The sequence below is a fragment of the Brevibacillus parabrevis genome (genome assembly GCF_022701015.1).
GTDB lineage: Bacteria > Bacillota > Bacilli > Brevibacillales > Brevibacillaceae > Brevibacillus > Brevibacillus parabrevis.
In genome coordinates this window covers 4530484-4554283 of the sequence record NZ_CP064090.1, presented here as the reverse complement: position 1 = coordinate 4554283, position 23800 = coordinate 4530484, and the positions used below count along the sequence as shown (strand labels likewise).

The window sequence follows — 23800 nt, the reverse complement described above, 5'->3', positions numbered from 1 at the left end:
GACTGTAACTTTTTCGCGGGCGACATCGTCTTAGCAATAGTAGCCAATGGGTCTCGAATCTTCCATAGAAGAGATTCCCACCAGATATCATTTATGGTAGACTGGTAGCGACCTGCTAGAGAAAAATTTCCAGATTATAGGCAAATGTGGGAGGAAAAACATGGAGAAAAGTAAAAAAGCACTACCATTAGTGCTGGCATCCGCGCTGGCCGCTACACCTTTTGTTGCTATACCGCAAGAGGCGCATGCCGTAAGCAAGGTGTCTGTCACGGCAAAAGATGACGGGGTAGATGAAGATAGCAAGTACACGATTAAATTTACGATGGAAGACGACCTGGAAAAAGGCGACTCCATCACAATCGAATTTGACTCTGATTTCAAAATCAGCAAAAACATCGATGAAAGTGATATCGATGCCGATTTCGATATAAAAACGGTAAAAGTCAGCAGCAATGAAATCAAGATCACTGTAAACGAGAGCGTTGACGCAGGAAAAATTACCATCGACATCACTTCGGGCATCACCAATCCGAAGAGCAAAGGCACGTACGATGTCACCGTAGGTACAAGCAATGACGACGATGAAGATACGGGCGAGATCGAGATCAAAAAGAGCGGCAGTTCCAGCTCCAGCAGCGGTTCCAGCAACGACTATGCAGTATCGCTCGGTTCCAAGGGAGCTGGCGACGAAACCAGCATCAAGCTGGGAAAAATCTCGCTCAAAGGCAGCGACGAGCTGGAATCGAACGAATACATCACTGTAGTTTTCCCAGACAAAAACATGCTGCCGTCCAGCATTGATTCGAGCGATGTCAAAGTCAACGGAACGACTGCCAAGTCTGTCAGCGTGAGTAAAGGCGAAGTGGAAATTAAAGTTCCAAGCTCCGTTGACGGAGATGACTACATGACCATCGAGTTCAGCAAATCGGCTGGTATTGAAAATCCGAGCAGTGCTGACAAATATACATTCAAAGTGAAGTACGACGGAGTTACATACGAGTCCGAAAAATTCGAGATCACCAAATCCGGTTCCAGCACCAGCACGGCTACCAGTGCTTTCTCCGTCAATTTGTCTGATCCAGCAGCTGGCGCGCGCACCAGCTACACTTTTGATGCGGACTTCGGCAACAAACAGCTCCGAGCGGACGAAGACCTCATTTTGGAATTTCCTTCTTCCGACATGGTGCCAGGCATCTTGAGCGCATCCGAATTTACGTTGAACGGAAAAACAGCGAAGCGTGTAAGCGCTGCGGGCAACAAAGTATACGTAACAGCTCCTTCCAACTTCTCTTCGACCAGCGAAGTGAAAGTCGTTGTTGCTGTGGGAGCATGGATCACCAATCCGAAATCGGCGGGTAGCTACACGCTCAAAGCAACGGTTGCAGGCCGCACTTTGGAATCCAAATCGTTTTCTGTTAGCGGATCTTCGGTAAATCCAACGCCAAATCCGACTCCAACGCCGACTCCAGTGCCGAACACCACAGTGAACAACAGCACTGCGACGATCGGTCTGACTTCCACAGCGGTTGGAAAAGCGACAGGCGTCAATGTGGCAATCAAAACATTGGGTGTAGGGCTTGTGAAGCAACGCGATTTCGTTGAGCTTGTATTCCCGGCAGGTTACAAAGTTCCGGCTTACATCGCTCCGGCGAACGTGTCTGTGAACGGCGTGGCAGCCAACTATGTTGCTGTGCGCGGCCAAAACGTGCTGATTTACCCATCCCAGGACATCCCTGCTGCCACTGCGGCGAACATCAGCATCAATGCAGCGGCGAATATCGTAAATCCAGCGGTGAAAAGCACTTACAGCATCAGCGTGTTTACCTCTGAAGAAAAAGGTCTGCTGTTTGCACGGGCGGTAGGTGTAGGTATGCCTGCTCCAGCTCAACCTGCTCAGCCAGCACAACCTTCTGTAGCTGTGCCTGCAAATGCGGCTCTGTTCAAAGTAGGTACTGCGAACTTCACCGTAAACGGAAAAGCGTATCCGCTGCAAGTAGCGCCTACGATTGTGAATGGCAACACGACAATGGTGCCTGCGCAATTTTTCAAAGAAGCGCTGTCCTTGACTACACAATGGAACAACAAAGACGTCGCGGTAATCAGCGGCACAAAAGTGTTGAAGTTTACTGTTGGCTCCAATAAAGCGAAGCTGGGCGCTCAAGAAATTACGCTCCCTGCGCCAGTTGTTTTGAACAATGGCATGCCGATGGTTCCAATCCGTACGGTAACCGATAACCTCGGTTATAAAGTAGGCTGGGATGCGAAAACATCCAGCGTGTTTGTCTACAAATAAAAACAAGGCAACAAAACGAGAAACCCCCTGCGCAGCTTGACAAAGGCTGCAGCAGGGGGTTTTTGCTTGCAAGACAGTTGAGTCTCGCCGCTTACAGATAGTAAAAGAACGTTGGGATGATCAGGGAGAGAATCAACAACCCGATGAGGATTTTTGCGAACAGGGATTGAAATTTCATAACAGAAAAAACCTCCTTTCAGATCGGAAAATGCCCAAATAAAAGGAAAAGATCAGGTAATTTCGACCCTGGCTATGCTAGAATAAAAAAAGTACGATCGAATGACCTCAACAGGATTGTACCGAAATGTCGCTTTCGAGACAACCATTTGAAAAAGGATGATGGCTGTGAGCACCCCAAACAAAATTGCCCATATCGGGATCGCGGTGAAGAGTCTGGAGAAGACGCTTCCTTTTTACACGGAGCAGCTGGGCTTGCGATTGGTAGGATCAGAAGTGGTAGAAAGCGAGCAGGTCAAGGTAGCGTTTCTGGCAATCGGAGAAAGCCGAATTGAGCTTTTGGAGCCGCTTGGCGAAGACAGCCCGATTGCCAAGTTCATCGAGAAGCGGGGAGAAGGAATCCACCACATCGCACTGGATGTAGACGACGTCACAACCCGTTTGCAGCAGTTGAAGGAACAGGGAGTGCCGCTCATTCACGAAACACCCAAAGCAGGTGCGCATGACGCCCTGATCGGGTTTTTGCATCCAAAAGCGGCTGGCGGAGTGCTGTACGAGCTGTGCCAATACCCGAAAAACGAAAATTCGCATGTGGACGAGCAATGAGTGAAAAAGAATCGCGAGTGATTTCGTAGTAGAAAAAATTTTTTTGCGGTATACTGGAACTTGTGAATATGTACCAAAATCGGGCAAGTAATCGGGAGGTAACGAGTGTGAGTGTGATCAACGAAGAGCGTTTGCTAAACGAGTTTCTGGAGCTTGTGCAAATTGACAGCGAAACGAAAAACGAAGCAGCCGTAAACAAAGTGCTGAAAGAAAAGCTGATCGAGATGGGCTTTACCGTCCAGGAAGACGATGCGGCAGCGAAAACAGGACACGGCGCCAACAACCTGATTGCTACCTTGGAAGGCACAGGAAACGGCCCGGTTATTTTGTTCAGCAGCCATATGGACACGGTAGTGCCAGGAAACGGGATCAAACCGCAAATCCGCGATGGCTATGTATACTCCGATGGCACGACCATTCTGGGAGCGGACGACAAAGCCGGCATTGCTGCGATTTTTGAAGGCATTCGCACGCTGAAGGAACAAAACCTGCCGCATCCAACGATCCAGGTTGTTCTGACAGTCGGAGAAGAATCCGGCCTGGTAGGTTCCCGCGCTTTGGATTCCAGCCTGCTGAAAGCGGAGATGGGCTTCATTCTCGACTCCGAAGGTCCGGTTGGCAAAATCACCGTTGCAGGTGCTGGGCAGTACAGAATCATCACCAAAATCCACGGCAAGGCGGCTCACGCTGGCGTGAATCCAGAGGATGGAATCAGTGCGATTACTGTTGCTAGCAAGGCGATTTCCCGCATGCCTCTGGGGCGCATCGATGCGGACACGACTGCGAACATCGGTCGTTTTGAAGGTGGCCGGGCGTACAACATCGTTACGGACTACGTGGAAATCTGGTCGGAAGCGCGCAGCCTGGTCATGGACAAGCTGGAAGCGCAAGTGAAAAAAATGACGACGGCATTCGAGGAAGCGGCTGCCGAGATGGGCGCTACGTGCGAGAACGAAGTCATTTTCATGTACCATGGCTATAAATTCGATGAATCTACCCCAGTTGTAAACAAAGCGATTGGAGCGGTGAAGCGTATTGACCGCAATCCGGAGCTGGTTGCAAGTGGCGGAGGCAGCGACGGCAACGTATTCAACGGATACAACATTCCGAGCGTGAACTTTGCGATCGGTTATGAAGAAATCCATACGAAAAGCGAGCGCATGCCAATCTCCGAGCTGAACAAAGCGGCAGAACTGGTGCTGGCGATCATCGCAGAAGTACAAGAGTAAACGACAGGTGGCGGAATCCTTCAGAGGGTTCCGCTTTTTTGCTTCTTTTCGGGTTGGATGATTGGGACAATCGTGGTCTGTCATACACTGTAGGAAGGAGCGGACGAGGGGGAAGAGCATGCTGCATTTGGCAACGGGTACGGTCATTCGCGTGTTGGAGCGGCAAACAGGCATGCAAGTGCTGGAGGTAAAGCTGAGCAGGCAAGAAGCGGGAAACCTGCAAACGCAAAAGGCGATTTCTTTTGCCCGGGAGGAATACTCCCCAGGAGACAATCTTTTGCTCAACACGACAGCGCTTCAGTTGCAGTTGGGGACAGGCGGATTTCATCTGGTCGTGGGCAAAAGCGCCGGGGAAGTCGATTGTGATGTGGCTCCGAGCGAATGGGGGCATATTATGAAAATGCGTTATTCCCCGTGGCAATTGGCAGTGGATGCCGTGGAAGAACAGGCAAGCCCTTTTCATGAGCTGTTTTTGCAGGCAGACTTGACGCTGGAAGGTACGCCTGTGTTGATCGGAGAGCTGCACAGCTTGTTGCCGCCAGCTGTTCTTGCCTTAAAAGAGAAACATCCGCAGTTGCGGATCGTCTATGTGATGCCTGACGCTGCTTCGCTGCCGATTGCTTTCAGCCAGCACGTCCGGCAGTTGTCGCGAGCAGGCCATTTGACAGCGACAGTCACGACTGGACACGCCTGGGGAGGAAATCGCGAGGCGGTGACGATTCACAGCGGTTTGCTGGCCGCACGTCATGTGGAAAAGGCAGATGTCATCCTGTGCATGCTTGGGCCTGGCGTCGCAGGTACGGGTACGGCGTACGGATTTTCCGGCGTTCAACTGGCGGAAGTCATTCACGCCGTGTCGGCTCTTGGCGGGACCCCTTTTTTTATCCCGCGCATCAGCTTTGCTGACCAGCGCAGCAGGCATTACGGAATCAGCCATCATACGACCGTAATTTTGGGGCGGTTTGCCCTGGCGCCGACAATCGTGACGTTGCCTGTTCTCGGAGACGAGCGCGATTGTCTCATTGAGCAGCAGGCGCAGGCGATTGTCAACAGTTCCGCCAAACACGTTCTGGTCAGAGGCAAGGCTCCTGCAAGCGAGCGTTTGAAGGCGTTGGAGCAAAGGCACGGCTTGTCCTTTTCTACGATGGGCAGAAGCTGGGAAGTGGACTGCGTGCCGTTTCAAACCGCTGTGTTGGCGGCAGATATGCTGGGAAAAAGCATGCAAAGCGGCAAGCTCGCTGCTAACGGCGAGCCGCGTTTGCCCGTTTCGTCAGGTACTCTTGAAGCGTTAGGTCTTTACTTGACCAGGAACGAAGAGCAGCCTTGATTTCCCAAGCTTTCCCGACCATTCGCAATTGCTTTTCGCTGACATAGGTTTTCATCCACAATCTCCTCCGATACAATAGGGTGGACAAGCTTCATGCTCCCAACTTATGGAGAGACAAGTGGATTTAGAACGCCAAGCTGAAAAAAGGATGATGAATGTGAGCAAGCAAGATCATTTGTACGAAAAAACGATTGCCAGCCAATCGATTTACGAAGGGCGAATCATTAAACTGAAAGTGGATGACGTGCTTTTGCCTAACGGAAATACGGCGAAGCGCGAGATTGTCAATCATCCGGGGGCTGTTGCGGTTCTCGCCTTGACCGACGATAACAAGCTCGTAGCTGTACGCCAATTCCGCAAGCCGCTGGAGCAAACGATCGTGGAAATCCCGGCGGGTAAGCTGGAAGCGGGCGAGGAGCCGTTGACTTGCGCCATGCGCGAACTGGAAGAAGAGACAGGCTATGTGGCGAGCCATTACGAGCCGCTCAGTGCTTTTTACACGTCTCCGGGATTTGCCGATGAGCTTTTGCATGTGTTTGTCGCTACAGGGCTGACAAAGGGCGAGAGCAAGCCGGACGAGGACGAATTTGTGGACACCCTCGAATTGACGCTGGAGGAGGCGCGCGAATTGCATAAAAACGGGGAGATTCGCGATGCCAAAACGGTCGTAGCCTTGTTTGCCTGGGAGAACAAATTGCTGAGAGAGCAGTTGAAGGGCTGATGCACAACTACTTTTGCGACATGCACATCCATATTGGCGGCACGTGGACGGGCAAGCCGGTGAAAATAACGGCTTCACGGCAGATGACGCTGACCAAAATATTGGAGGAAGCTTCGGAAAAAAAGGGCATGGACGTCATCGGGATCATTGATTCGCACTCGCCCGAGGTGCAGGACGAGCTGCTGTCCCTTCTGGAAGCGGGTGTAGCGGCGGAGCACGAGCACGGAGGGATTTTGTACAAGGGAACGATGCTCATCTTGGGCTGCGAACTGGAAATCAAGGAGCCGGGCAGGGGAGAAGCGCATTTTCTTGTCTACTTGCCGACGCTTTGCGCCATGCAGCAATGGACACGCTGGCTCTCGCAGCGCTGCAAAAATGTCCAGTTAAGCTCGCAGCGTGTGTCTGCGCGTTTGCGCGAGCTTCAGGAATGGGTGGAGCACCTTGGCGGCCTGTTGATTCCTGCCCATATTTTTACGCCGCACAAGGGGCTGTACGGCAGTTGTACCGATCATTTGGCTGACGTGCTGGACCCAACCTTGGTACATGCTGTGGAGCTTGGGCTGAGTGCCAATACGGACATGGCGGATCGGTTGTCCGAGCTGCACACCAAAACGTTTCTCACCAATTCGGACGCGCATTCGCTCGGGAAAATTGGCAGGGAGTATCAGAGCATCCGCATGGCTGAGCGTTCTTTTGCCGAATGGGAAAAGGCGATTCGCCGCCAGGACGGCAGAGCTGTTGCGGTCAACTACGGTTTGCATCCGCAACTGGGCAAATATCATCAGACGGCTTGCCAAGGCTGCCAGTCGCTCTTGCCGGCCGATGCTGCGGGGAGATGCCCGGAGTGCGGTCACAAGCGGATTGTGCGGGGTGTGGCAGCCCGCATTGATGAGTTGGCCGATCGAGAGGCGGGAGCGCACCCTGCGTTTCGTCCTCCTTATATCGAGCAGTTTCCGCTGGAGTTTATCCCCGGAATCGGGCCGAAACTGCTTGAGAAGCTGTACCAAGCCTTCGGGACGCAAATGAATGTGGTGCATAGAGCCACGGAGGACGAGTTGGCAAAGGTCGTCGGAGAAAAAATCGCCAAGCTCATTGTCGCGGGCAGGGACGGATCGTTGAACGTGCAAAAAGGCGGCGCGGGTACTTACGGAAAGGTGATTTTGTCATAGCGGTCATAGTCGCCACCCCCGGCGCATAAGCTGTACAGTAATCAGCGAAGCGGGAGGGGACGAACCGTGCGTTCACGAGTCGGACAAACTATCCAATCCTATATGAGAGAACATCAGTCGCTCTATTGGTTTACGATCGTCCTGTTTACCATGGGGATCATCTTCGGTGCTGTGCTCGTCAACTCGCTGCCGCTCTCGCAAAAGCAGGAGTTGTACGGATTTCTCCAATATTTTTTTAACAGCCTGAGCACAAGCGGCATCCCGGAAACGAGCGCCCATTTTCAGCAGTCGTTCGGGCATTATTCGAAGACAGTTGCGATCATGTGGGTATTGGGCTTGTCCATCATCGGCCTGCCAATGATTTTGTTGATGCTGTTTCTCAAAGGAGTCGTCATCGGATTTACTGTCGGCTTTTTGGTCAGCCAGTTGCAGTGGAAAGGAGTAACGTTCGCCATGCTGGGCGTTCTCCCGCAAAACTTGCTCGTCGTCCCGGCCTTGTTCATTGTAGGCGTAAGCGGAATTTCTTTTTCCATGCGGCTGATTCAAACCCGGTTGTTAAGCAAGCGAGACGGGATCATGCCACATTTTATGGGCTACACCGTCCTTGTCATATCGATGCTCGGCGTGCTGACGCTGGCTGCTTTGTTCGAGACTTTTGTTTCACCGAGGCTGATGCAGCTCGTAATTAATTAAGAATTATTATCAGGTAATAACTTATGCATTTGACTTATTCGACGCCCCTCTACTATAATAGGAACAGGTTTCATGCGAGCGGGGAGGGGCATTAATGTTGGAAGAAAAATTAGAGAAGATCAAGCAACAGTTGCATTCACAGAACTACAAGCTGACACCACAGCGTGAAGCCACTGTTCGCGTCTTGCTGGAAAACGAAGAAGATCACTTGAGCGCGGAAGATGTTTATTTGCTGGTGAAGGATAAAGCTCCGGAAATCGGGCTTGCTACTGTATACAGGACACTTGAGCTTTTGAGCGACTTGAAAATCCTTCATAAAATGAACTTTGGCGATGGGGTAGCGAGATACGATTTGCGCGATGACAACGCAGCTTACCACCACCATCACCTGATCTGCCTCAATTGCGGAACCGTGGATGAAATTTTTGAAGACTTGCTTGTCAGTGCAGAAGAAAAGGTCAAGAATGTTTATAACTTTGCTATTACCGACCACCGACTTACCTTTTACGGCGTTTGCAGCCGCTGCATCGATAAAGTGAACGTAGAGGACTTCAAATAAGCCAACTTCTCTGGGAACGGAGAAGTTTTTTCTTTTTCCGGGAGAGCTTTTGTAATGGCCTGCGTTTTCCTGTGGCATCCTAAAACAGTACATGGAGACAGGAGGCGAGATGGCTTTTGATTATTGGTGTGCCAAAAGAAATCAAAAACAATGAAAATCGCGTCGGACTGACGCCTGCTGGTGCAAGTTCCTACAAGCAAGCGGGGCATCGCGTGCTGGTGGAGACGCAAGCAGGTGTCGGTTCCGGCTTTACCGATGAAGACTACGCAGCAGCCGGGGCCGAAATTCAGCCGTCCGCTGAGGAAGTATGGAAAAAGGCGGACATGATTTGCAAGGTGAAAGAGCCGTTGCCAGACGAGTACGCTTATTTTCGGGAAAATCAAATCTTGTTTACGTATCTGCACCTCGCCCCTGAACGGGAATTGACCGAACAGTTGCGGGCGAAAAAGGTGGTGGCGGTTGCGTACGAGACGATTCAAACCGACAGCGGTGCCCTGCCTTTGCTCATGCCGATGAGCGAAGTGGCGGGGAGAATGTCTGTCCAGATCGGAGCGCAGTTCCTGGAGAAGCCGCACGGTGGCAAAGGCGTTCTCCTGGGAGGAGTGCCTGGCGTACTGCCCGGCCATGTCGTCATCGTCGGCGGTGGCATCGTCGGAACGAATGCGGCGCGGATGGCAATCGGGTTGGGAGCGAACGTTACGCTGCTCGATATTAATGCGAATCGGCTGCGCGAGCTGGATGAGATGTTTGGCGGCAGACTGCATACGCTGATGTCCAACTCGTACAATATTGCCGAAGCGGTAAGGCGCGCAGACTTGCTGATCGGCGCGGTACTCATTCCCGGCGCCCGCGCTCCGCGGCTGGTCACAGAGGAAATGGTCAAGTCCATGACGCCTGGCTCTGTCATTGTCGATGTGGCGATTGACCAGGGAGGCTCCATCGAGACGGTAGACCGGATTTCTACGCACAGTGATCCTACGTATGTCAGACACGGCGTTGTCCACTACTCGGTCGCGAATATGCCGGGAGCTGTGCCGCGCACCTCGACGATTGCGCTGTCCAACGTCACGCTGCCGTACGGGCTGTTGCTGGCAAACAAAGGGTACCGGGCGGCGATTGCCCAACACCGTGCTTTGGCGAGAGGCGTCAACGTGCTGAACGGCCATATCGTTTACGAAGCCGTTGCCCGTTCCTTGTCTTTGCCGTACACCCCTCTGGATGATGTGTTGCAGGACTTGCCGCTGTAGGGCAGAATGGGCGAGGTGGCAGATGCATACATATGGAGAGAGCAGGGAGGTGGACAAAATGGGGGTCCCGTATCGCCGGATTATGGAGGCGCTTCGCTTTTTGCTGTTATTCGTGACATGCTCATTGCTCTCGTACGGTATCGTCACCTTGTTGGCGGATAAACTTTTGCCCGCTGATCCTTATCATGAACCGCACGGCAATGCCGTCAAGGTCGTAAAAATCATCAACTCCCCACAGACACAAGATTGGGACGGTTATCTCGCCCGTTTGCAGCTGTTTTATTTGACGGGAGAGTAATTGCACATTTTTTTGTGTACGGGCAGCAGGAGATTTTTACTTGGTGTGGAAAGCAATACTGGATACTTATCACCTTGAAGGGGACAGCTTCATGGACAGTCTGATTGATCAATTTATCCACTTCCTTTCTGTGGAAAAAGGGTTAGCGCGCAATACCCTGGAATCGTATCAGCGCGATATGGTGGCCTACACCTCGTATCTGAACGAGCAGGGCGTAACCCGTATCGAGGAATCGGCGCGGACACATATCATTGGCTATTTGCTCGTCTTGCGGGAAAAAGGACGGGCAACGGCAACGCTGTCGCGCAACATGGCATCGATCCGTGCTTTTTACCAGTTTCTCGTTCGGGACAAACTCATTGACAAAGACCCTTCGATCCATCTGGAGACGCCCAAAATCGAGAAGCGCTTGCCAAAAGTGCTCTCGGTTGACGAAGTGGAGCGCCTTTTGGACAGTCCTCCTGTCAATCATCCTGCCGGACTGCGGGATAAAGCCATGCTTGAGCTGTTGTATGCGACAGGCATTCGCGTTTCCGAGCTGGTCAATCTGGATAAAGCGGACGTCAATCTGGACATGGGCTTTGTCAAATGTATGGGAAAAGGGTCCAAGGAACGGATTATTCCGCTTGGCTCTGTTGCGATTCAAATGGTCCGCCACTACTTGCAGGCCGGACGTCCCAAATTGGTGAAGGGAAGCGGCGACTCCGCGCTGTTCCTCAATCATTTGGGCAAACAGATCACACGCCAAGGATTTTGGAAAATCATCAAGCGCTATGCCTTGAAAGCCAACATCCGGGCAGAGATTACGCCACATACATTGCGCCATTCCTTTGCGACGCACCTGCTGGAAAACGGAGCAGACCTGCGTTCGGTGCAGGAGATGCTCGGGCACGCGGATATTTCCACGACGCAAATATACACGCATGTGACCCGAACGAGAATCAAGGACATTTATGCCAAAACGCATCCAAGAGCGTAAGGCGGATGCGGCAAACAGATGACTCCGCCCGAGTCTGAGGCGGAGCAAACTTATCTCCATCAGGTCAGACGTCTGACGACCTGTTTTTTGGAACACTATTCCTTTTTTGAACTGGAGGCGTTAACATTGCGGTATTCTCGCGTATTTTTAATCGTTATGGATAGCGTAGGGATTGGCGAACAGCCGGATGCTCCGAAATTCGGGGACGAGGGAGCGCATACGCTTGGTCACATTGCGGAGCGCGTCGCCGGCTTTTCCTTGCCGAACCTGCAAAAGCTCGGTCTCGGCAACATTGCGCCGCTAAAAGGAGTGCCTGCGGCAGAAGCTCCTGCGGCTCACTACGGAAAAATGCAGGAAATCTCCATGGGGAAAGATACGACGACAGGCCATTGGGAGATCATGGGTCTGCATGTGTCTACGCCGTTCAATACGTACCCGGACGGTTTTCCCGCCGAACTGATCACAGAATTTGAGCAGCGCATCGGACGCAAAGTGCTGGGCAACAAAGTAGCTTCCGGCACAGATATTCTCGACGAACTTGGCGAAGAGCACATGAAGACAGGTGCTGTCATTGTGTACACTTCCGCTGATAGCGTTTTCCAGGTGGCGGCTCATGAAGAAGTTGTGCCATTGGACGAGCTGTACCGCATTTGCCAAATTGCGCGTGAGCTGACTTTGCGCGATGAATTTGCCGTTACCCGCGTGATTGCCAGACCGTTTGTCGGCGAGCCGGGCAACTTCGCGCGTACCTCCAACCGTCACGACTATTCCGTAAAACCATTCGAAGCGACCGTCATGAACCGTTTGCAGGATGCCGGGCTGACTTCGATTGCGATTGGAAAAATCAGCGACATTTACGCCGAGGAAGGAATCACCCAATCGATCCGCACCAAAGACAACATGGACGGCGTCGACCAATTGCTCGGTACGATGAAGCAGTCTTTTACAGGTCTGTCCTTTGTGAATCTCGTGGACTTTGACGCGAAGTTCGGTCATCGCCGTGATCCGGAAGGGTACGGTCAGGCGTTGATGGAGTTCGATGCGCGCATCCCGGAGATTTTGGCTGCGATGCAAGAAAACGATTTGCTCGTCATTACGGCAGACCACGGCAACGATCCGGTGCACCACGGAACCGACCATACGCGCGAATACGTTCCGCTGATCGTCTATCACAAAGGAATTGCGAACGGCGAGAACCTCGGCATTCGCGAAACATTCGCTGACTTGGGCGCAACGATTGCAGACAATTTTGGCGTAGCTGCTCCGGCAATCGGAAAAAGCTTCCTGAATCGTGTATAAAGGTTAAGTAATTATAAACATTTATATAGAAGAAACAAAATAAAGAGGAGTGTTCAAACATGGCAAACTTGCATGAAGCAGTAGCGTTTATCGAACCAAAACTTTCGGAAAAACCGACAATCGGCCTTGTACTGGGATCGGGTCTTGGCGTTTTGGCGGACGAAATCGAAAATCCGGTCGTCATTCCATACCATGAAATTCCTGGCTTCACCGTTTCCACTGTAGTGGGACACAAAGGACAGCTCGTGATCGGGAAGCTGCAAGGCAAGCAAGTCGTAGCGATGCAAGGGCGTTTTCACTTCTATGAAGGCCACGGACTGGACGCAGTTGTGTTCCCGATCCGCGTGATGAAGCTTCTCGGCGTGGAAACGATTATCGTAACCAACGCAGCGGGCGGCATTAACGAAGGCTACGATCCAGGCGATCTGATGCTGATTTCTGACCACCTCAACATGACTTTCCGCAACCCGTTGATCGGGCCAAACGACGACGAGCTGGGCGCGCGTTTCCCGGACATGTCCGAAGCGTACTCCAAAGAACTGCGCCAATTGGCTCGCCAAGTTGCGTCCGAACAAGGCATCAACCTGCGCGAAGGCGTATACGTAGGTCTGCTTGGTCCTAGCTACGAAACTCCGGCAGAGATCCGCATGCTGCGTCAATTGGGCGGGGATGCCGTGGGCATGTCCACCGTTCCTGAAGTGATTGTGGCGCGTCATATGAAAGTAAACGTGCTGGGCATTTCTTGCATCAGCAACATGGCAGCGGGCATTCTCGAACAGCCGCTTTCCCACGATGAAGTAATGGAGACAACCGAAAAGGTTAAAGCGCAGTTCCTGGCGCTGGTCAACGGGATTGTAGCGAAGCTGTAAGACACAGAAACGGAGGGACCACCTATGCGCATGGTCGATATCATCATCAAAAAGCGGGATGGCGGCGAGCTGACGACTGAGGAAATTCAGTTTCTCGTGGACGGATATACAGACGGAAGCATCCCTGACTACCAGATGTCCGCATGGGCAATGGCTGTGTTGCTCAAGGGCATGACTGCGCGCGAGACAGGCGACTTGACACTTGCCATGGCGGGATCGGGCGAACAGCTCGACCTGTCCTCGCTTTCAGGAATCAAGGTAGACAAGCACAGCACAGGCGGAGTAGGCGACAAGACCACACTTGTCGTCGCGCCTCTGGTGGCGGCAGCAGGGATTCCTGTGGCCAAAATGTCCGGACGCGGCTTGGGCTATTCAGGCGGAACGATCGACAAGCTGGAGTCCTTCAGCGGCTTTCAGGTAGAGCGCACGCGCGAGCAGTTTTTGCAGCAGGTGCGCGATATTGGCGTGTCCGTCATCGGGCAGTCCGGCAACCTGACTCCGGCAGACAAAAAGCTGTACGCCTTGCGCGATGTGACGGGCACAGTAGACACCGTTCCCCTGATCGCCAGCTCTATCATGTCCAAAAAGATCGCAGCGGGTGCTGATGCGATCCTGCTCGACGTGAAGGTAGGCAAGGGAGCCTTCATGAAAAACCTGGAGGAAGCCGAAACGTTGGCGAAAGCGATGGTAGCGATCGGCACCCAGGTAGGACGCAAAACAGTGGCGGTCATCAGCGACATGAACCAGCCGCTGGGCTTTGCCGTGGGGAATGCGCTGGAAGTGAAGGAAGCAGTAGAAACATTGGCTGGCAGAGGTCCAAAAGACTTGACTGAGCTGGTGCTTTCGATCGGCTCCCGCATGCTCGTATTGGGCGGACTCGTTGCAACCGTCGAAGAAGGACGTGCGAAGCTTGAGGACTTGATGGCGACTGGCAAGGCTGTCGACAAGCTGGCTGAAATGGTGGAAGCGCAAGGCGGCGACAAGCAGGACGTGTATGACCTGTCCCGTTTGCCGCAAGCGAAGATCATCCATGAGGTTGTCGCGTCTGAGGACGGCTATGTCGAGGCGATTGACGCCGAAGCGGTAGGCCATGCTTCTGTCGTGCTTGGCGCAGGCCGTTTGACCAAGGAAATGCCGATTGATCTGGCAGTGGGCTTCGTCCTGCACAAAAAGCGCGGGGATCAGGTGCGTGCCGGAGAGGTTCTTGTTACCGTTCATGCAAATGACGAGAAACTTTTGCAAAGCGCCCTGGAAGAATTGGGCAATGCCTTCGCGATTTCGACAAAAATCCCGCCTGAGCAGCCGCTGATTTATAAAATCATCGAAGCGTAAAGCAGGCGGATGTTTGAAAGATCAACAAAGAAAGGAGTGTGCCTCAAGCGGGGTACGCACTCCTTTCTTGCTTAAAAATACAGTTTTTCGAGAAAATATAGTTGATTAAATTGTCATTTTCCTTTTCAATATGTAAGAGGAAGTGCTTGTTTGATAATATAAAAAATTTTTTACTGTTCGGCTTCACTTTATAATGTTTTATAATTCTACTTGTCAAATTTCGTTGACACCGCTATCATTTCAGATTACTTTTAATGTAACAGACAAATTATTAAAGTTTTTTTCGAATTTCGTAAAAATAGGATGGAGGTTCCCGGAAAAACGTATTTATGAAAAAGCTGGACCATGTTGACAAGCAGATTCTGCAAATCCTCCAGGAAGACGGACGAATCCCGTATACAGAAATCGCGCATCAACTTGGCGTGAGCGAGGGAACCATTCGATCGCGCATTACCCGTCTGTTACAAGATGGAGTCTTTCAATTCGTTATTCACCCCGACCCGGCGAAGCTTGGCTTGAAAGTACAAGCGATCATCGGGTTAACCACAAAGCTAGGTTTACAGAAAAGTGTGGCAGAAGAATTGAGCAAATTCTCTGCCGTCCGGTTTGTGGGTGCCTTTAGCGGTAAACACGACTTGATCATCCAAGCGTGTTTCCATAGCAATGACGAGCTGATCACTTTCGTTAACGAACGACTCTCTCAAATTGAAGGAATTGCCGCTGCCGATGTTTCACTGGAGCTGAAGCAGTACAAAGATTCTTTCTCTTTCGTTCCGGATGACGAAGTGACCCTGCAATGAAAGGGGTTGATGCCTTCTAGCCGAAGTCAGGAAGCTTCGGAACATGTTCGTTTTTTTCGTCCTTTATTTTCTGAAAAAAGACAAAAAAGAAAACGTACGGGGGGTTATTGCGTTGAAAAAGAATGTGTTTGCACTTGTAAGCTCGATTGCGGTATTGGGTACGGCATTGGCAGGTTGCGGTGGCGGCCAACAGGCTTCAACTCCAGCTCAACCAGCGAACAATACGACTACCCAGCAGCCTGCGGCAACACCAGAGGCAGAGAAAAAACCACAAGTTCTGAAATTGAACCTGCACTCTGAGCCACCTACGGCTGACCCTGGTCTCTCCGAGGACACAACTTCTGCAGCAATTATCCGCGCTACCTTTGACGGTCTCACCCGCATCGGTCAAGACGGAAAGCCGCAAATGGCTGCTGCTGAAAAAGTGGAAGTTTCCGAGGACATGCTGACTTACAAGTTTACCATTCGCGATGCAAAATGGAGCAATGGAGAGCCTGTAACAGCGAAAGACTTCGAATACGCCTGGAAGCGGGCGCTGGATCCGGCAACCGGAGCCAACTACGCATATCAGCTCTACTATGTAAAGAACGGTGAAAAAGCGAACAAAAAAGAAGCAAAGCTTGACGATATTGGTGTGAAGGCACTGGATGACAAGACGCTGGAAGTAAAACTTGAAAATCCAACTCCATTCTTCCTGGAGCTGACTGCATTCCCAACCTACTTCCCGGTTAACGAAAAAGTGATTTCTGCCAATGCGAAGTGGGCTGGCGAAGCGAAAACACATGTGGGCAACGGCCCGTTCAAAATGGAATCCTGGGAGCACAAGAGCAAGCTGGTGCTCGTGAAAAACGACAACTATTGGGACAAGGATACCGTAAAGCTTGATCGCATCGAGTTCTCCATGGTAGAAGACGAGAACACAGAATTGTCCATGTTCGAAAACGGCGAGTTGGATTGGGCTGGTGCACCGATGAGTGCGCTGCCGACAGACGCGATTCCGGCCTTGAAAGAGCAGGGTAAAATCACTACCCAGCCAATCGCGGGCACGTACTGGTACAAATTCAACGTAGAAAAGCCTCCGTTCGATAATGTGAAGATTCGGAAAGCATTCGCTTACGCGGTTAATCGCCAAGCCCTGATTGACAATATTCTGCAAACGGGACAAATCCCGGCTACAGGCGCAGTACCGCCATCCATGGTTCTCAATCCGAATGGCTACTTCAAGGACAACGATCTGGAGACAGCGAAAAAGCTCTTGGAAGAGGGCCTGAAAGAAAAAGGTCTGACCAAGCTGCCGCCGATCACCCTGTCGTACAACACCTCTGAAGGCCACAAGAAGATTGCCGAAGCGATCCAAGACCAATGGAAGAAAAACCTTGGCGTGGACGTGAAGCTGGAGAACAAAGAGTGGAAAGTATACTTGGAAGACATGCATGCGGGTAACTTCCAAGTGGGCCGCATGGGCTGGCTGGGTGACTTCAACGACCCAATCAACTTCCTGGAGCTGTACAAGGACAAAATGGGTGGAAACAACGATACTCGTTGGGAAAATCCGAAGTTCAAGGAACTCCTGAACCAATCCGCTCTGGAGGCTGATCCGGAGAAGCGTAAGAAAATTCTCGCAGATGCTGAGCAAATCCTGATGGATGAAATGCCAATCATGCCAATTTACTTCTATACCAACTCTTGGGTGGCAAAAGAAAACATCAAAGGCATCGTCATTGGCGGTCTGGGTGACGTTGACTGGAAATGGGCGACTGTAGAGTAACCTAACTGAAGGATCGGGTATTGCGGCAGAGGGTATATGGAAACCCATATACCTTCTGCTATGCAGTCCCTTCCCATAAATACCAGCTGGCAAAAAAGTCAGCGAAGAAAAAATAGAGAGAGAAGCTTCAACGCAAGAGATCATTTGGGTTATTTACACAGCCGATTTTTGCACTGTGTCGGTAACGTCCGCAGTGTAAAGATGGGACGTGAAAGCATTCAAAATCTGTCAAGGGGGTAAGTTAGTTGATCCGTTATCTTGGTAAGCGCATCATCTTCATGCTCATCTCGCTCTTCCTGATTGTAACGGCCACCTTCTTCATTATGAAAGCGGTACCGGGTGGACCATTTACATCAGAGAAAAACGTTCCGGATGAGATCAAAGCAGCTCTTGAGGCTAAATACAAACTCAATTTGCCAATGCATGAGCAATATCTCGAATATTTGAAGGGTGTCGTTACTTGGGATCTTGGCCCATCGTTCACAGAAAAATCTTCTACTGTAAACGAAATGATCAATCGTGGTTTCCCTGTATCTGCTCACTTGGGCGCACAAGCACTGCTTCTTGCAATCTTCGGGGGTATCATCCTTGGGGTAATTGCCGCACTGAAGCATAACAAGTGGCAAGACTACTCCGCCATGGTGATAGCGGTTTTGGGGCTATCCGTTCCAGGATTCATCTTGGCATCATTTTATCAGTATTTCTTCGCGATTCAATGGGGCCTTCTGCCTATCGCAAAATGGGAAGGTTTCGAGTACACGATTTTGCCATCTCTCGCACTCGCCGCGTCGCCAATGGCCTTTATCGCCCGCTTGACGCGTTCCAATATGATTGAAGTTCTTGGACAAGACTACATCAAAACAGCAAAAGCGAAAGGTCTTCACACTTTCACTATCACAGTGAAGCACGCTATTCGTAACGCCTTGCTGCCTGTTATTACTTACCTCGGTCCACTGATTGCCAACATCTTGACTGGTGCATTCGTTATCGAGCGTATCTTTGGTGTTCCTGGTCTGGGTCGTGAGTTCGTACTGTCTATCACTAACCGTGACTACACGGTTATCATGGGGACAACGGTCTTCTACTCCATCATCCTCGTTGTGATGATTCTGATCGTAGACATGGCGTATACCTTGGTAGACCCACGAATTAAACTGGCAGACGCAGGAAAGGAGTAATGTGAACATGCAGCAATTGACTAAAGAGCATTTTCAACCGGTTTCAGTCGATCTTCGTCAAGCTGAAGCGATCAAGCGTCCTAGCCTTTCTTTCTGGGCGGATGTATGGCGTCGCTTGAAAATGAATAAAGTTGCTATGGCTTCCCTGATTTTTATCGTTGCACTGATGGTATGTGCAATCGTCATCCCGATGGTGTCTTCCAATGACTATTTCACTACAGACCTGGCTGGCAAAAACAAAAAGCCGTCTGCTGAACACTGGTTTGGTACCGATGACCTCGGTCGCGACATGTTTGTCCGTATCTGGTATGGTGCTCGTATTTCCTTGGAGGTTGGTCTTGCTGCTGCCTTCATCGACTTGATCATTGGTGTAATCTGGGGCGGTATCGCTGGTTTCTACGGCGGAAAAGTAGATGAATTGATGATGCGTTTCGCTGATATTTTGTTCGCTATTCCTTACTTGCTCGTTGTTATTTTGCTGATGGTCGTCTTATCCCCGGGGGTCGGAACGATTATTATCGCCTTGACGATAACGGGGTGGATTGGGATGGCCCGGATTGTGCGCGGGCAGATTTTGCAGCTCAAATCACAGGAGTTCGTCCTGGCAGCTCGCTCCCTTGGTGCTGACAGCGGTCGCCTGATCTTCAAACACTTGATTCCAAACGCTTTGGGTCCAATCATCGTTACACTGAGCTTGACTGTACCTTCTGCGATTTTCGCAGAGTCCTTCCTGTCCTTTATCGGTCTGGGGGTAGCGGCGCCGGTTGCGTCGTGGGGAACCATGTCCTCTGAAGGCTTGCCTGCCATGAAGTACTATCCGTGGCGTCTGATGTTCCCGGCCATTTTCATCTCCGTGACCATCTTGGCATTCAACTTGTTTGGTGACGGTCTGCGCGATGCAGTAGACCCACGCCTGCGTAAATAGGAGGGATCATCGTTATGGAACGCATTCTCGAAGTAAAAGACCTGCATGTTTCCTTCCATACGTATGCAGGTGAAGTGAAAGCAGTACGAGGCGTTAATTTTCACGTAAATCGCGGGGAAGCAGTAGCGATTGTAGGGGAGTCCGGTTGCGGTAAATCCGTAACCGCTCAAACCCTCATGAAGCTGATCCCGATGCCGCCAGGCGATATTAAAAAAGGCGAAATCCTCTTCAATGGAGAGAATATCGTCAAAAAGTCCAATAAAGAAATGGAATCCATCCGCGGGAAAGATATCGGGATGATCTTCCAAGACCCGATGACATCGTTGAACCCAACGATGACCATCGGGAACCAAATCACAGAAGGTTTGATCAAGCACCAAAACATGAGCCGCGCAGCTGCTCGTGATCGTGCGATTGAACTGTTGACCATGGTTGGCATTCCGCAACCGGAAAAACGTGTGGAGCAATATCCACACGAGTTTTCCGGCGGTATGCGCCAACGGGCGATGATCGCTATTTCCCTCGCCTGTTCGCCCAAGCTGTTGATAGCAGATGAGCCGACAACAGCTTTGGATGTAACTATTCAGGCTCAGATTTTGGATTTGATGAAAGATCTCCAAAAGAAAACGGGTACCTCCATTATCCTCATTACACATGACTTGGGTGTCGTTGCCGAGATGTGTGACCGCGTTATCGTTATGTATGCGGGGAAAGTGATTGAAACCGGAACGGTAGATGACATTTTCTACAATCCGCAACACCCGTATACAAAAGGTCTGCTGCGCTCTGTACCGCGCCTGGACTTGAACCGCGACGAGCCGCTGACGCCGATTTTTGGAACTCCACCGGATCTTCTGCGTCCGCCAGTGGGCTGTGGTTTTACCGCTCGCTGCGAATCGGCTATGCGTGTTTGCCAGGAGATCGATCCTGAGTTGAACGAAATCAGCACGACCCAACGAGCAGCTTGCTGGTTGCAGCATCCGCTCGCTCAGAACCACGCAGGATCGTAGGAGGAGGGTAAACAGTGGATAACCGCGATACACTCATTGAAGTACGCAACTTGAAAAAGTTCTTTTCCATTGGAGATAATACTCTGAAAGCTGTGAATGATATCTCGTTTGAAATTAAACGGGGAGAAACTCTCGGCGTTGTAGGAGAATCAGGCTGTGGGAAGTCCACCGCGGGTCGTACGATTTTGCGTCTATATGACGCGACTGGCGGGGACGTCCTCTTTGAAGGCAAAAGCATCATGAATTTGAATCATCAGGAAATGAAGGCGATGCGCCGAAACATGCAAATGATTTTCCAAGACCCGTACGCTTCCTTGAACCCGCGTATGACGGTTGGAGACATCATCGGCGAAGCGCTGGACATTCACAATCTGGCATCCGGGCAAAAGCGCAAAGAGCGCATCCAAGAGCTGCTCTCTTTGGTTAGCTTGAACCCTGAGCATATGAACCGTTTTCCACATGAATTTTCCGGTGGTCAGCGTCAGCGGATCGGGATTGCCCGTGCGCTGGCGGTAGAACCGAAATTCATCGTTTGTGACGAGCCGATTTCCGCGCTGGACGTATCCGTTCAGGCGCAGGTTGTCAACTTGCTTGAGCAGCTTCAGGAAAAAATGGGCCTGACATACATGTTCATCGCCCATGACCTGTCGATGGTAAAATACATTTCGGACCGTGTAGCCGTTATGTACCTGGGTAAAATGGTTGAATTGGCTGAAAGTGATGCTTTGTATGAAAAGCCGCTTCATCCGTATACGCAAGCTCTGCTGTCTGCAATTCCGATTCCAGACCCAGAGATCGAGCGCAACCGTGAGCGCATCGTCCTGCAAGGCGACGTGCCAAGCCCAATGAACCCGCCAAGCGGTTGCCATTTCCGCACGCGTTGCCCGAAAGCAATGCCGGAATGCGCTGCTTCTGTGCCAGTATGGAAGGAAGTCGAGCCAGGACACTTCGCTGCTTGTCATTTGTACAACTAGTCCTTTCATGAAGAAAGCGAGCTCTCGGTTGAGTCTGACCGGGACTCGCTTCCCTTTCATAAATGGAGGTTTTACCACTTGGAAAACGGGGTATAAGTACCCTTGATAGCTTTCTCAGGGGTATTTTTTTTCAACACCATTACTGGTAAAATGTAGGGTATGAAAAGGGGGCAGCATCATGAGCCGATTTTTGTCGCCGAAATGGAAAAAGAAAGGGGCTGGATTCTCGCTTTCAGGTAAAGTAAACATCAAGAGCCTGCTCGCAACGGAAAAACTGCGCGGCTCCCTGGCAACAAAGATGATAGTCTTTGGCCTGATTCTTGTACTTATCATTATTGGTTCTTTGCAATACATAGCGCTTTCTTTCTCCAAATCAACTTTGTTCTCCATTACATCCAAGCAAGCAAAAATGTTGGCAGAGCAGCACGCAGCCAGCATGGAAGACTGGATACAGACGATCGTCAAAACGAGCGAATCGACAGCATCCAAGCGCGTGATGATGACAGAGCTGGAGCCGCTGATCATGGAGCAGTTCACGCTCATGCGTCAATCCCATAAGGAAATCTCCAAAATTTACTTAGTAGACAGCAATACCGGGAAATCGCTCTACTCGTTGACCGGGAAAAACGAAATCGACTTCAAGCAAAAGCAGTATTTCCAAAGGGTCATGAGTACCGGGAAAACGGTCATTTCTGACGAGGAAATCGCTGAAGGCATTAATAAAAGTTTTCTTTATATTGCGACACCTGTAGGAGAGAAAAACAGCGACAAGAGCCGCTTGTTTATTGTCGGATTCACGATCGATCAAATGATCCAGAAAATCCCTGAAATCTCCTTCATGCAAAATGGCTACGCTTTTGTTGTTCGCCAGGATGGTCTGGTTGTGGCGCACCAAAACCCGCAAAACAACAACAAGCTTGTTTTGGCGGGACAAGCAGACTACGCAGAAATGCTCGAACTGATGAAGCACGATACAAGCAACAGCTTGTTGTACTCCGATCACGGCAAAGGCTCTTTTGCAGCTTTTGCACCGATTCAACTGTTGAAGTGGAATATCGTCCTGTCGACAGGCAGCGATGAAGTATACGGGGAAGTAAACGGAATGTGGCTGTACTTTGTCCTGTTCAGCCTGCCGATTATCGGTTTGTCTGTATGGGCAATCTGGTGGTTCGCCAAGCGGATTCGCCTCTCGCTGTTTGCGATTGCAAGAGACATGGATCGCATCGGTTCCGGTCACTTCGATGTTCATGTCAAAGTAAACGGCAATGACGAGCTGGCGATGGTCGGCCGCAAAATGAATGAGATGGCTGCCGAGTTGCGCAAGCTGATTGCGCTTGTACAAGGACAAGCAACCCAGTTGAACGTGGCGACTGACGAACTGACGCAGTTTGCCCAGGACAACAAAGGGGCAATCAGCGTCATTACGGATAACATCTCGACGATCGCGCAGCGCGTGTCCACTCAAACCAACGAAGTGCAGGCGACGGCAACGACCGTCTCCGAGATTTCGCAAGGGGTTGAGCAGGTAGCGATTGCAGCGGAGTCGACGTCTATTGCGACGACACGGACGTTTGAGCGTGCCCAGGGCGGTATGCAGCTGGTGGAAAACGTAATCGACACCGTTCGCAAGGCGACAGACGAGGTAGAGCGTACCGCTACGCAGATGCACAGTTTGCGCGAGCGTGCGCGCGAGATTACCAGCATTGTCGAAATGATTACGAGTATCGCATCGCAGACCAATTTGCTGGCGTTGAACGCGGCGATTGAAGCTGCACGCGCTGGCGATGCCGGACGCGGCTTCTCTGTCGTAGCAAGCGAAGTGCGCAAGCTGGCCGAGGAGAGCAGTTCTTTCTCCGAGCGGATTGCGGCGATTGCCCATTCGATTAACGACGAAGCGATGGACATGAGCAAGCACATGGACGAAATCGTCACCATGGTCGGCGGCGGACTGAAGTCTGTCGAGTCTGTGGGTACGACCTTCCAAAACATCGTAGCCGAGATTCAATCGGCTGCCGAGCAGAGCGAATCGATGACGGCGACATCTGAGGAAATGGCTGCGGGCAATCAGGTGGTCACCAACTCGATGCAACGTCTGGCAAGCATGTCGGATGAGATCAGCGATTCGATCTCAGGCGTCGTCGAGACGGTCGATGAGCAGCTCAATTCGATTGCACGCATCAATGAAAATGTGGAACAACTGAAAAAGATGGCAGACGACTTGACCGAGAACGTCAGCCGGTTTGTGATCTAAAACGAAACCCTTCTGCGAAATGTGGAAGGGTTTTTTCTTGTGAATATTTTCCTTCCCCCTGGGTGAGAATAAAACCATGAATGGAGGGAAGAGACT

The 23800-nt window shown here is 51.1% G+C and carries 21 protein-coding genes; all 21 read left to right on the top strand.

Annotation, left to right across the window (positions count from 1 at the left end; translation table 11 throughout):
* The first annotated feature begins 160 nt into the window (after nucleotides 1-160).
* The 21 genes from IRJ17_RS20765 to IRJ17_RS20660 all read left to right on the top strand — a co-directional run bounded on the left by IRJ17_RS20765 (nucleotide 161) and on the right by IRJ17_RS20660 (nucleotide 23704).
* Nucleotides 161-2293 (top strand): copper amine oxidase N-terminal domain-containing protein, encoded by a 2133-nt coding sequence (locus tag IRJ17_RS20765; protein ID WP_242771777.1) that lies wholly within the window; start codon nucleotides 161-163, stop codon nucleotides 2291-2293.
* A 345-nt stretch (nucleotides 2294-2638) separates the two neighbouring features.
* Nucleotides 2639-3076, top strand: coding sequence for a methylmalonyl-CoA epimerase (gene mce / locus IRJ17_RS20760; protein WP_122965897.1), 438 nt, complete (start codon nucleotides 2639-2641; stop codon nucleotides 3074-3076).
* A 107-nt stretch (nucleotides 3077-3183) separates the two neighbouring features.
* Nucleotides 3184-4305, top strand: coding sequence for a M20/M25/M40 family metallo-hydrolase (locus tag IRJ17_RS20755; RefSeq protein ID WP_122965870.1), 1122 nt, complete (start codon nucleotides 3184-3186; stop codon nucleotides 4303-4305).
* Nucleotides 4306-4423: 118 nt separating this feature from the next.
* On the top strand, nucleotides 4424-5632 hold the full coding sequence (locus IRJ17_RS20750) for a DUF3866 family protein (RefSeq protein ID WP_242771774.1): 1209 nt from the start codon (nucleotides 4424-4426) through the stop codon (nucleotides 5630-5632).
* Between the two features lie 157 nt (nucleotides 5633-5789).
* The gene (locus IRJ17_RS20740; protein WP_122965898.1) at nucleotides 5790-6353 is read left to right on the top strand and encodes an NUDIX domain-containing protein; all 564 of its coding nucleotides are present in this window, start codon (nucleotides 5790-5792) and stop codon (nucleotides 6351-6353) included.
* Nucleotides 6353-7522: an endonuclease Q family protein gene (locus IRJ17_RS20735; protein WP_173595782.1), complete on the top strand. Its 1170-nt coding sequence runs from the start codon at nucleotides 6353-6355 to the stop codon at nucleotides 7520-7522. The genes IRJ17_RS20740 and IRJ17_RS20735 overlap by 1 nt, the downstream gene beginning before the upstream one ends.
* Nucleotides 7523-7588: 66 nt before the next feature.
* Nucleotides 7589-8215, top strand: a complete 627-nt coding sequence (gene spoIIM, locus IRJ17_RS20730; RefSeq protein WP_122965874.1) for a stage II sporulation protein M — start codon at nucleotides 7589-7591, stop codon at nucleotides 8213-8215.
* Nucleotides 8216-8309: 94 nt separating this feature from the next.
* Nucleotides 8310-8774, top strand: coding sequence for a ferric iron uptake transcriptional regulator (gene fur / locus IRJ17_RS20725; RefSeq protein ID WP_063226868.1), 465 nt, complete (start codon nucleotides 8310-8312; stop codon nucleotides 8772-8774).
* Between the two features lie 116 nt (nucleotides 8775-8890).
* Nucleotides 8891-10021, top strand: coding sequence for an alanine dehydrogenase (gene ald, locus IRJ17_RS20720; protein ID WP_122965875.1), 1131 nt, complete (start codon nucleotides 8891-8893; stop codon nucleotides 10019-10021).
* A 58-nt stretch (nucleotides 10022-10079) separates the two neighbouring features.
* Complete coding sequence (locus tag IRJ17_RS20715) at nucleotides 10080-10319, top strand: YqzK family protein (protein WP_122965876.1); 240 nt, start codon at nucleotides 10080-10082, stop codon at nucleotides 10317-10319.
* A 91-nt stretch (nucleotides 10320-10410) separates the two neighbouring features.
* Nucleotides 10411-11298, top strand: a complete 888-nt coding sequence (gene xerD / locus IRJ17_RS20710) for a site-specific tyrosine recombinase XerD (protein WP_122965899.1) — start codon at nucleotides 10411-10413, stop codon at nucleotides 11296-11298.
* Between the two features lie 126 nt (nucleotides 11299-11424).
* Nucleotides 11425-12597, top strand: a complete 1173-nt coding sequence (gene deoB, locus IRJ17_RS20705; protein WP_173595783.1) for a phosphopentomutase — start codon at nucleotides 11425-11427, stop codon at nucleotides 12595-12597.
* Nucleotides 12598-12656: 59 nt separating this feature from the next.
* Nucleotides 12657-13466, top strand: a complete 810-nt coding sequence (locus IRJ17_RS20700; protein ID WP_122965878.1) for a purine-nucleoside phosphorylase — start codon at nucleotides 12657-12659, stop codon at nucleotides 13464-13466.
* A 24-nt stretch (nucleotides 13467-13490) separates the two neighbouring features.
* Nucleotides 13491-14798 (top strand): pyrimidine-nucleoside phosphorylase, encoded by a 1308-nt coding sequence (locus IRJ17_RS20695; protein WP_173595784.1) that lies wholly within the window; start codon nucleotides 13491-13493, stop codon nucleotides 14796-14798.
* 329 nt (nucleotides 14799-15127) lie between these two features.
* Nucleotides 15128-15598: an Lrp/AsnC family transcriptional regulator gene (locus IRJ17_RS20690; protein ID WP_063226874.1), complete on the top strand. Its 471-nt coding sequence runs from the start codon at nucleotides 15128-15130 to the stop codon at nucleotides 15596-15598.
* Nucleotides 15599-15710: 112 nt separating this feature from the next.
* The gene (locus tag IRJ17_RS20685; protein ID WP_242771772.1) at nucleotides 15711-17366 is read left to right on the top strand and encodes a peptide ABC transporter substrate-binding protein; all 1656 of its coding nucleotides are present in this window, start codon (nucleotides 15711-15713) and stop codon (nucleotides 17364-17366) included.
* A gap of 245 nt (nucleotides 17367-17611) precedes the next feature.
* Nucleotides 17612-18544 carry an ABC transporter permease gene (locus IRJ17_RS20680; RefSeq protein ID WP_063226875.1) on the top strand — a complete coding sequence of 311 codons (933 nt, stop codon included), beginning with the start codon at nucleotides 17612-17614 and terminating at the stop codon, nucleotides 18542-18544.
* 7 nt (nucleotides 18545-18551) lie between these two features.
* Entirely contained in the window at nucleotides 18552-19469 is a 918-nt protein-coding gene (locus IRJ17_RS20675) for an ABC transporter permease (RefSeq protein WP_122965880.1), read from the top strand.
* A gap of 14 nt (nucleotides 19470-19483) precedes the next feature.
* The gene (locus IRJ17_RS20670) at nucleotides 19484-20479 is read left to right on the top strand and encodes an ABC transporter ATP-binding protein (protein WP_063226877.1); all 996 of its coding nucleotides are present in this window, start codon (nucleotides 19484-19486) and stop codon (nucleotides 20477-20479) included.
* A gap of 14 nt (nucleotides 20480-20493) precedes the next feature.
* Nucleotides 20494-21453, top strand: coding sequence for an ABC transporter ATP-binding protein (locus IRJ17_RS20665; RefSeq protein WP_122965881.1), 960 nt, complete (start codon nucleotides 20494-20496; stop codon nucleotides 21451-21453).
* 178 nt (nucleotides 21454-21631) lie between these two features.
* Entirely contained in the window at nucleotides 21632-23704 is a 2073-nt protein-coding gene (locus IRJ17_RS20660) for a methyl-accepting chemotaxis protein (RefSeq protein ID WP_122965882.1), read from the top strand.
* Nucleotides 23705-23800: the final 96 nt, after the last annotated feature.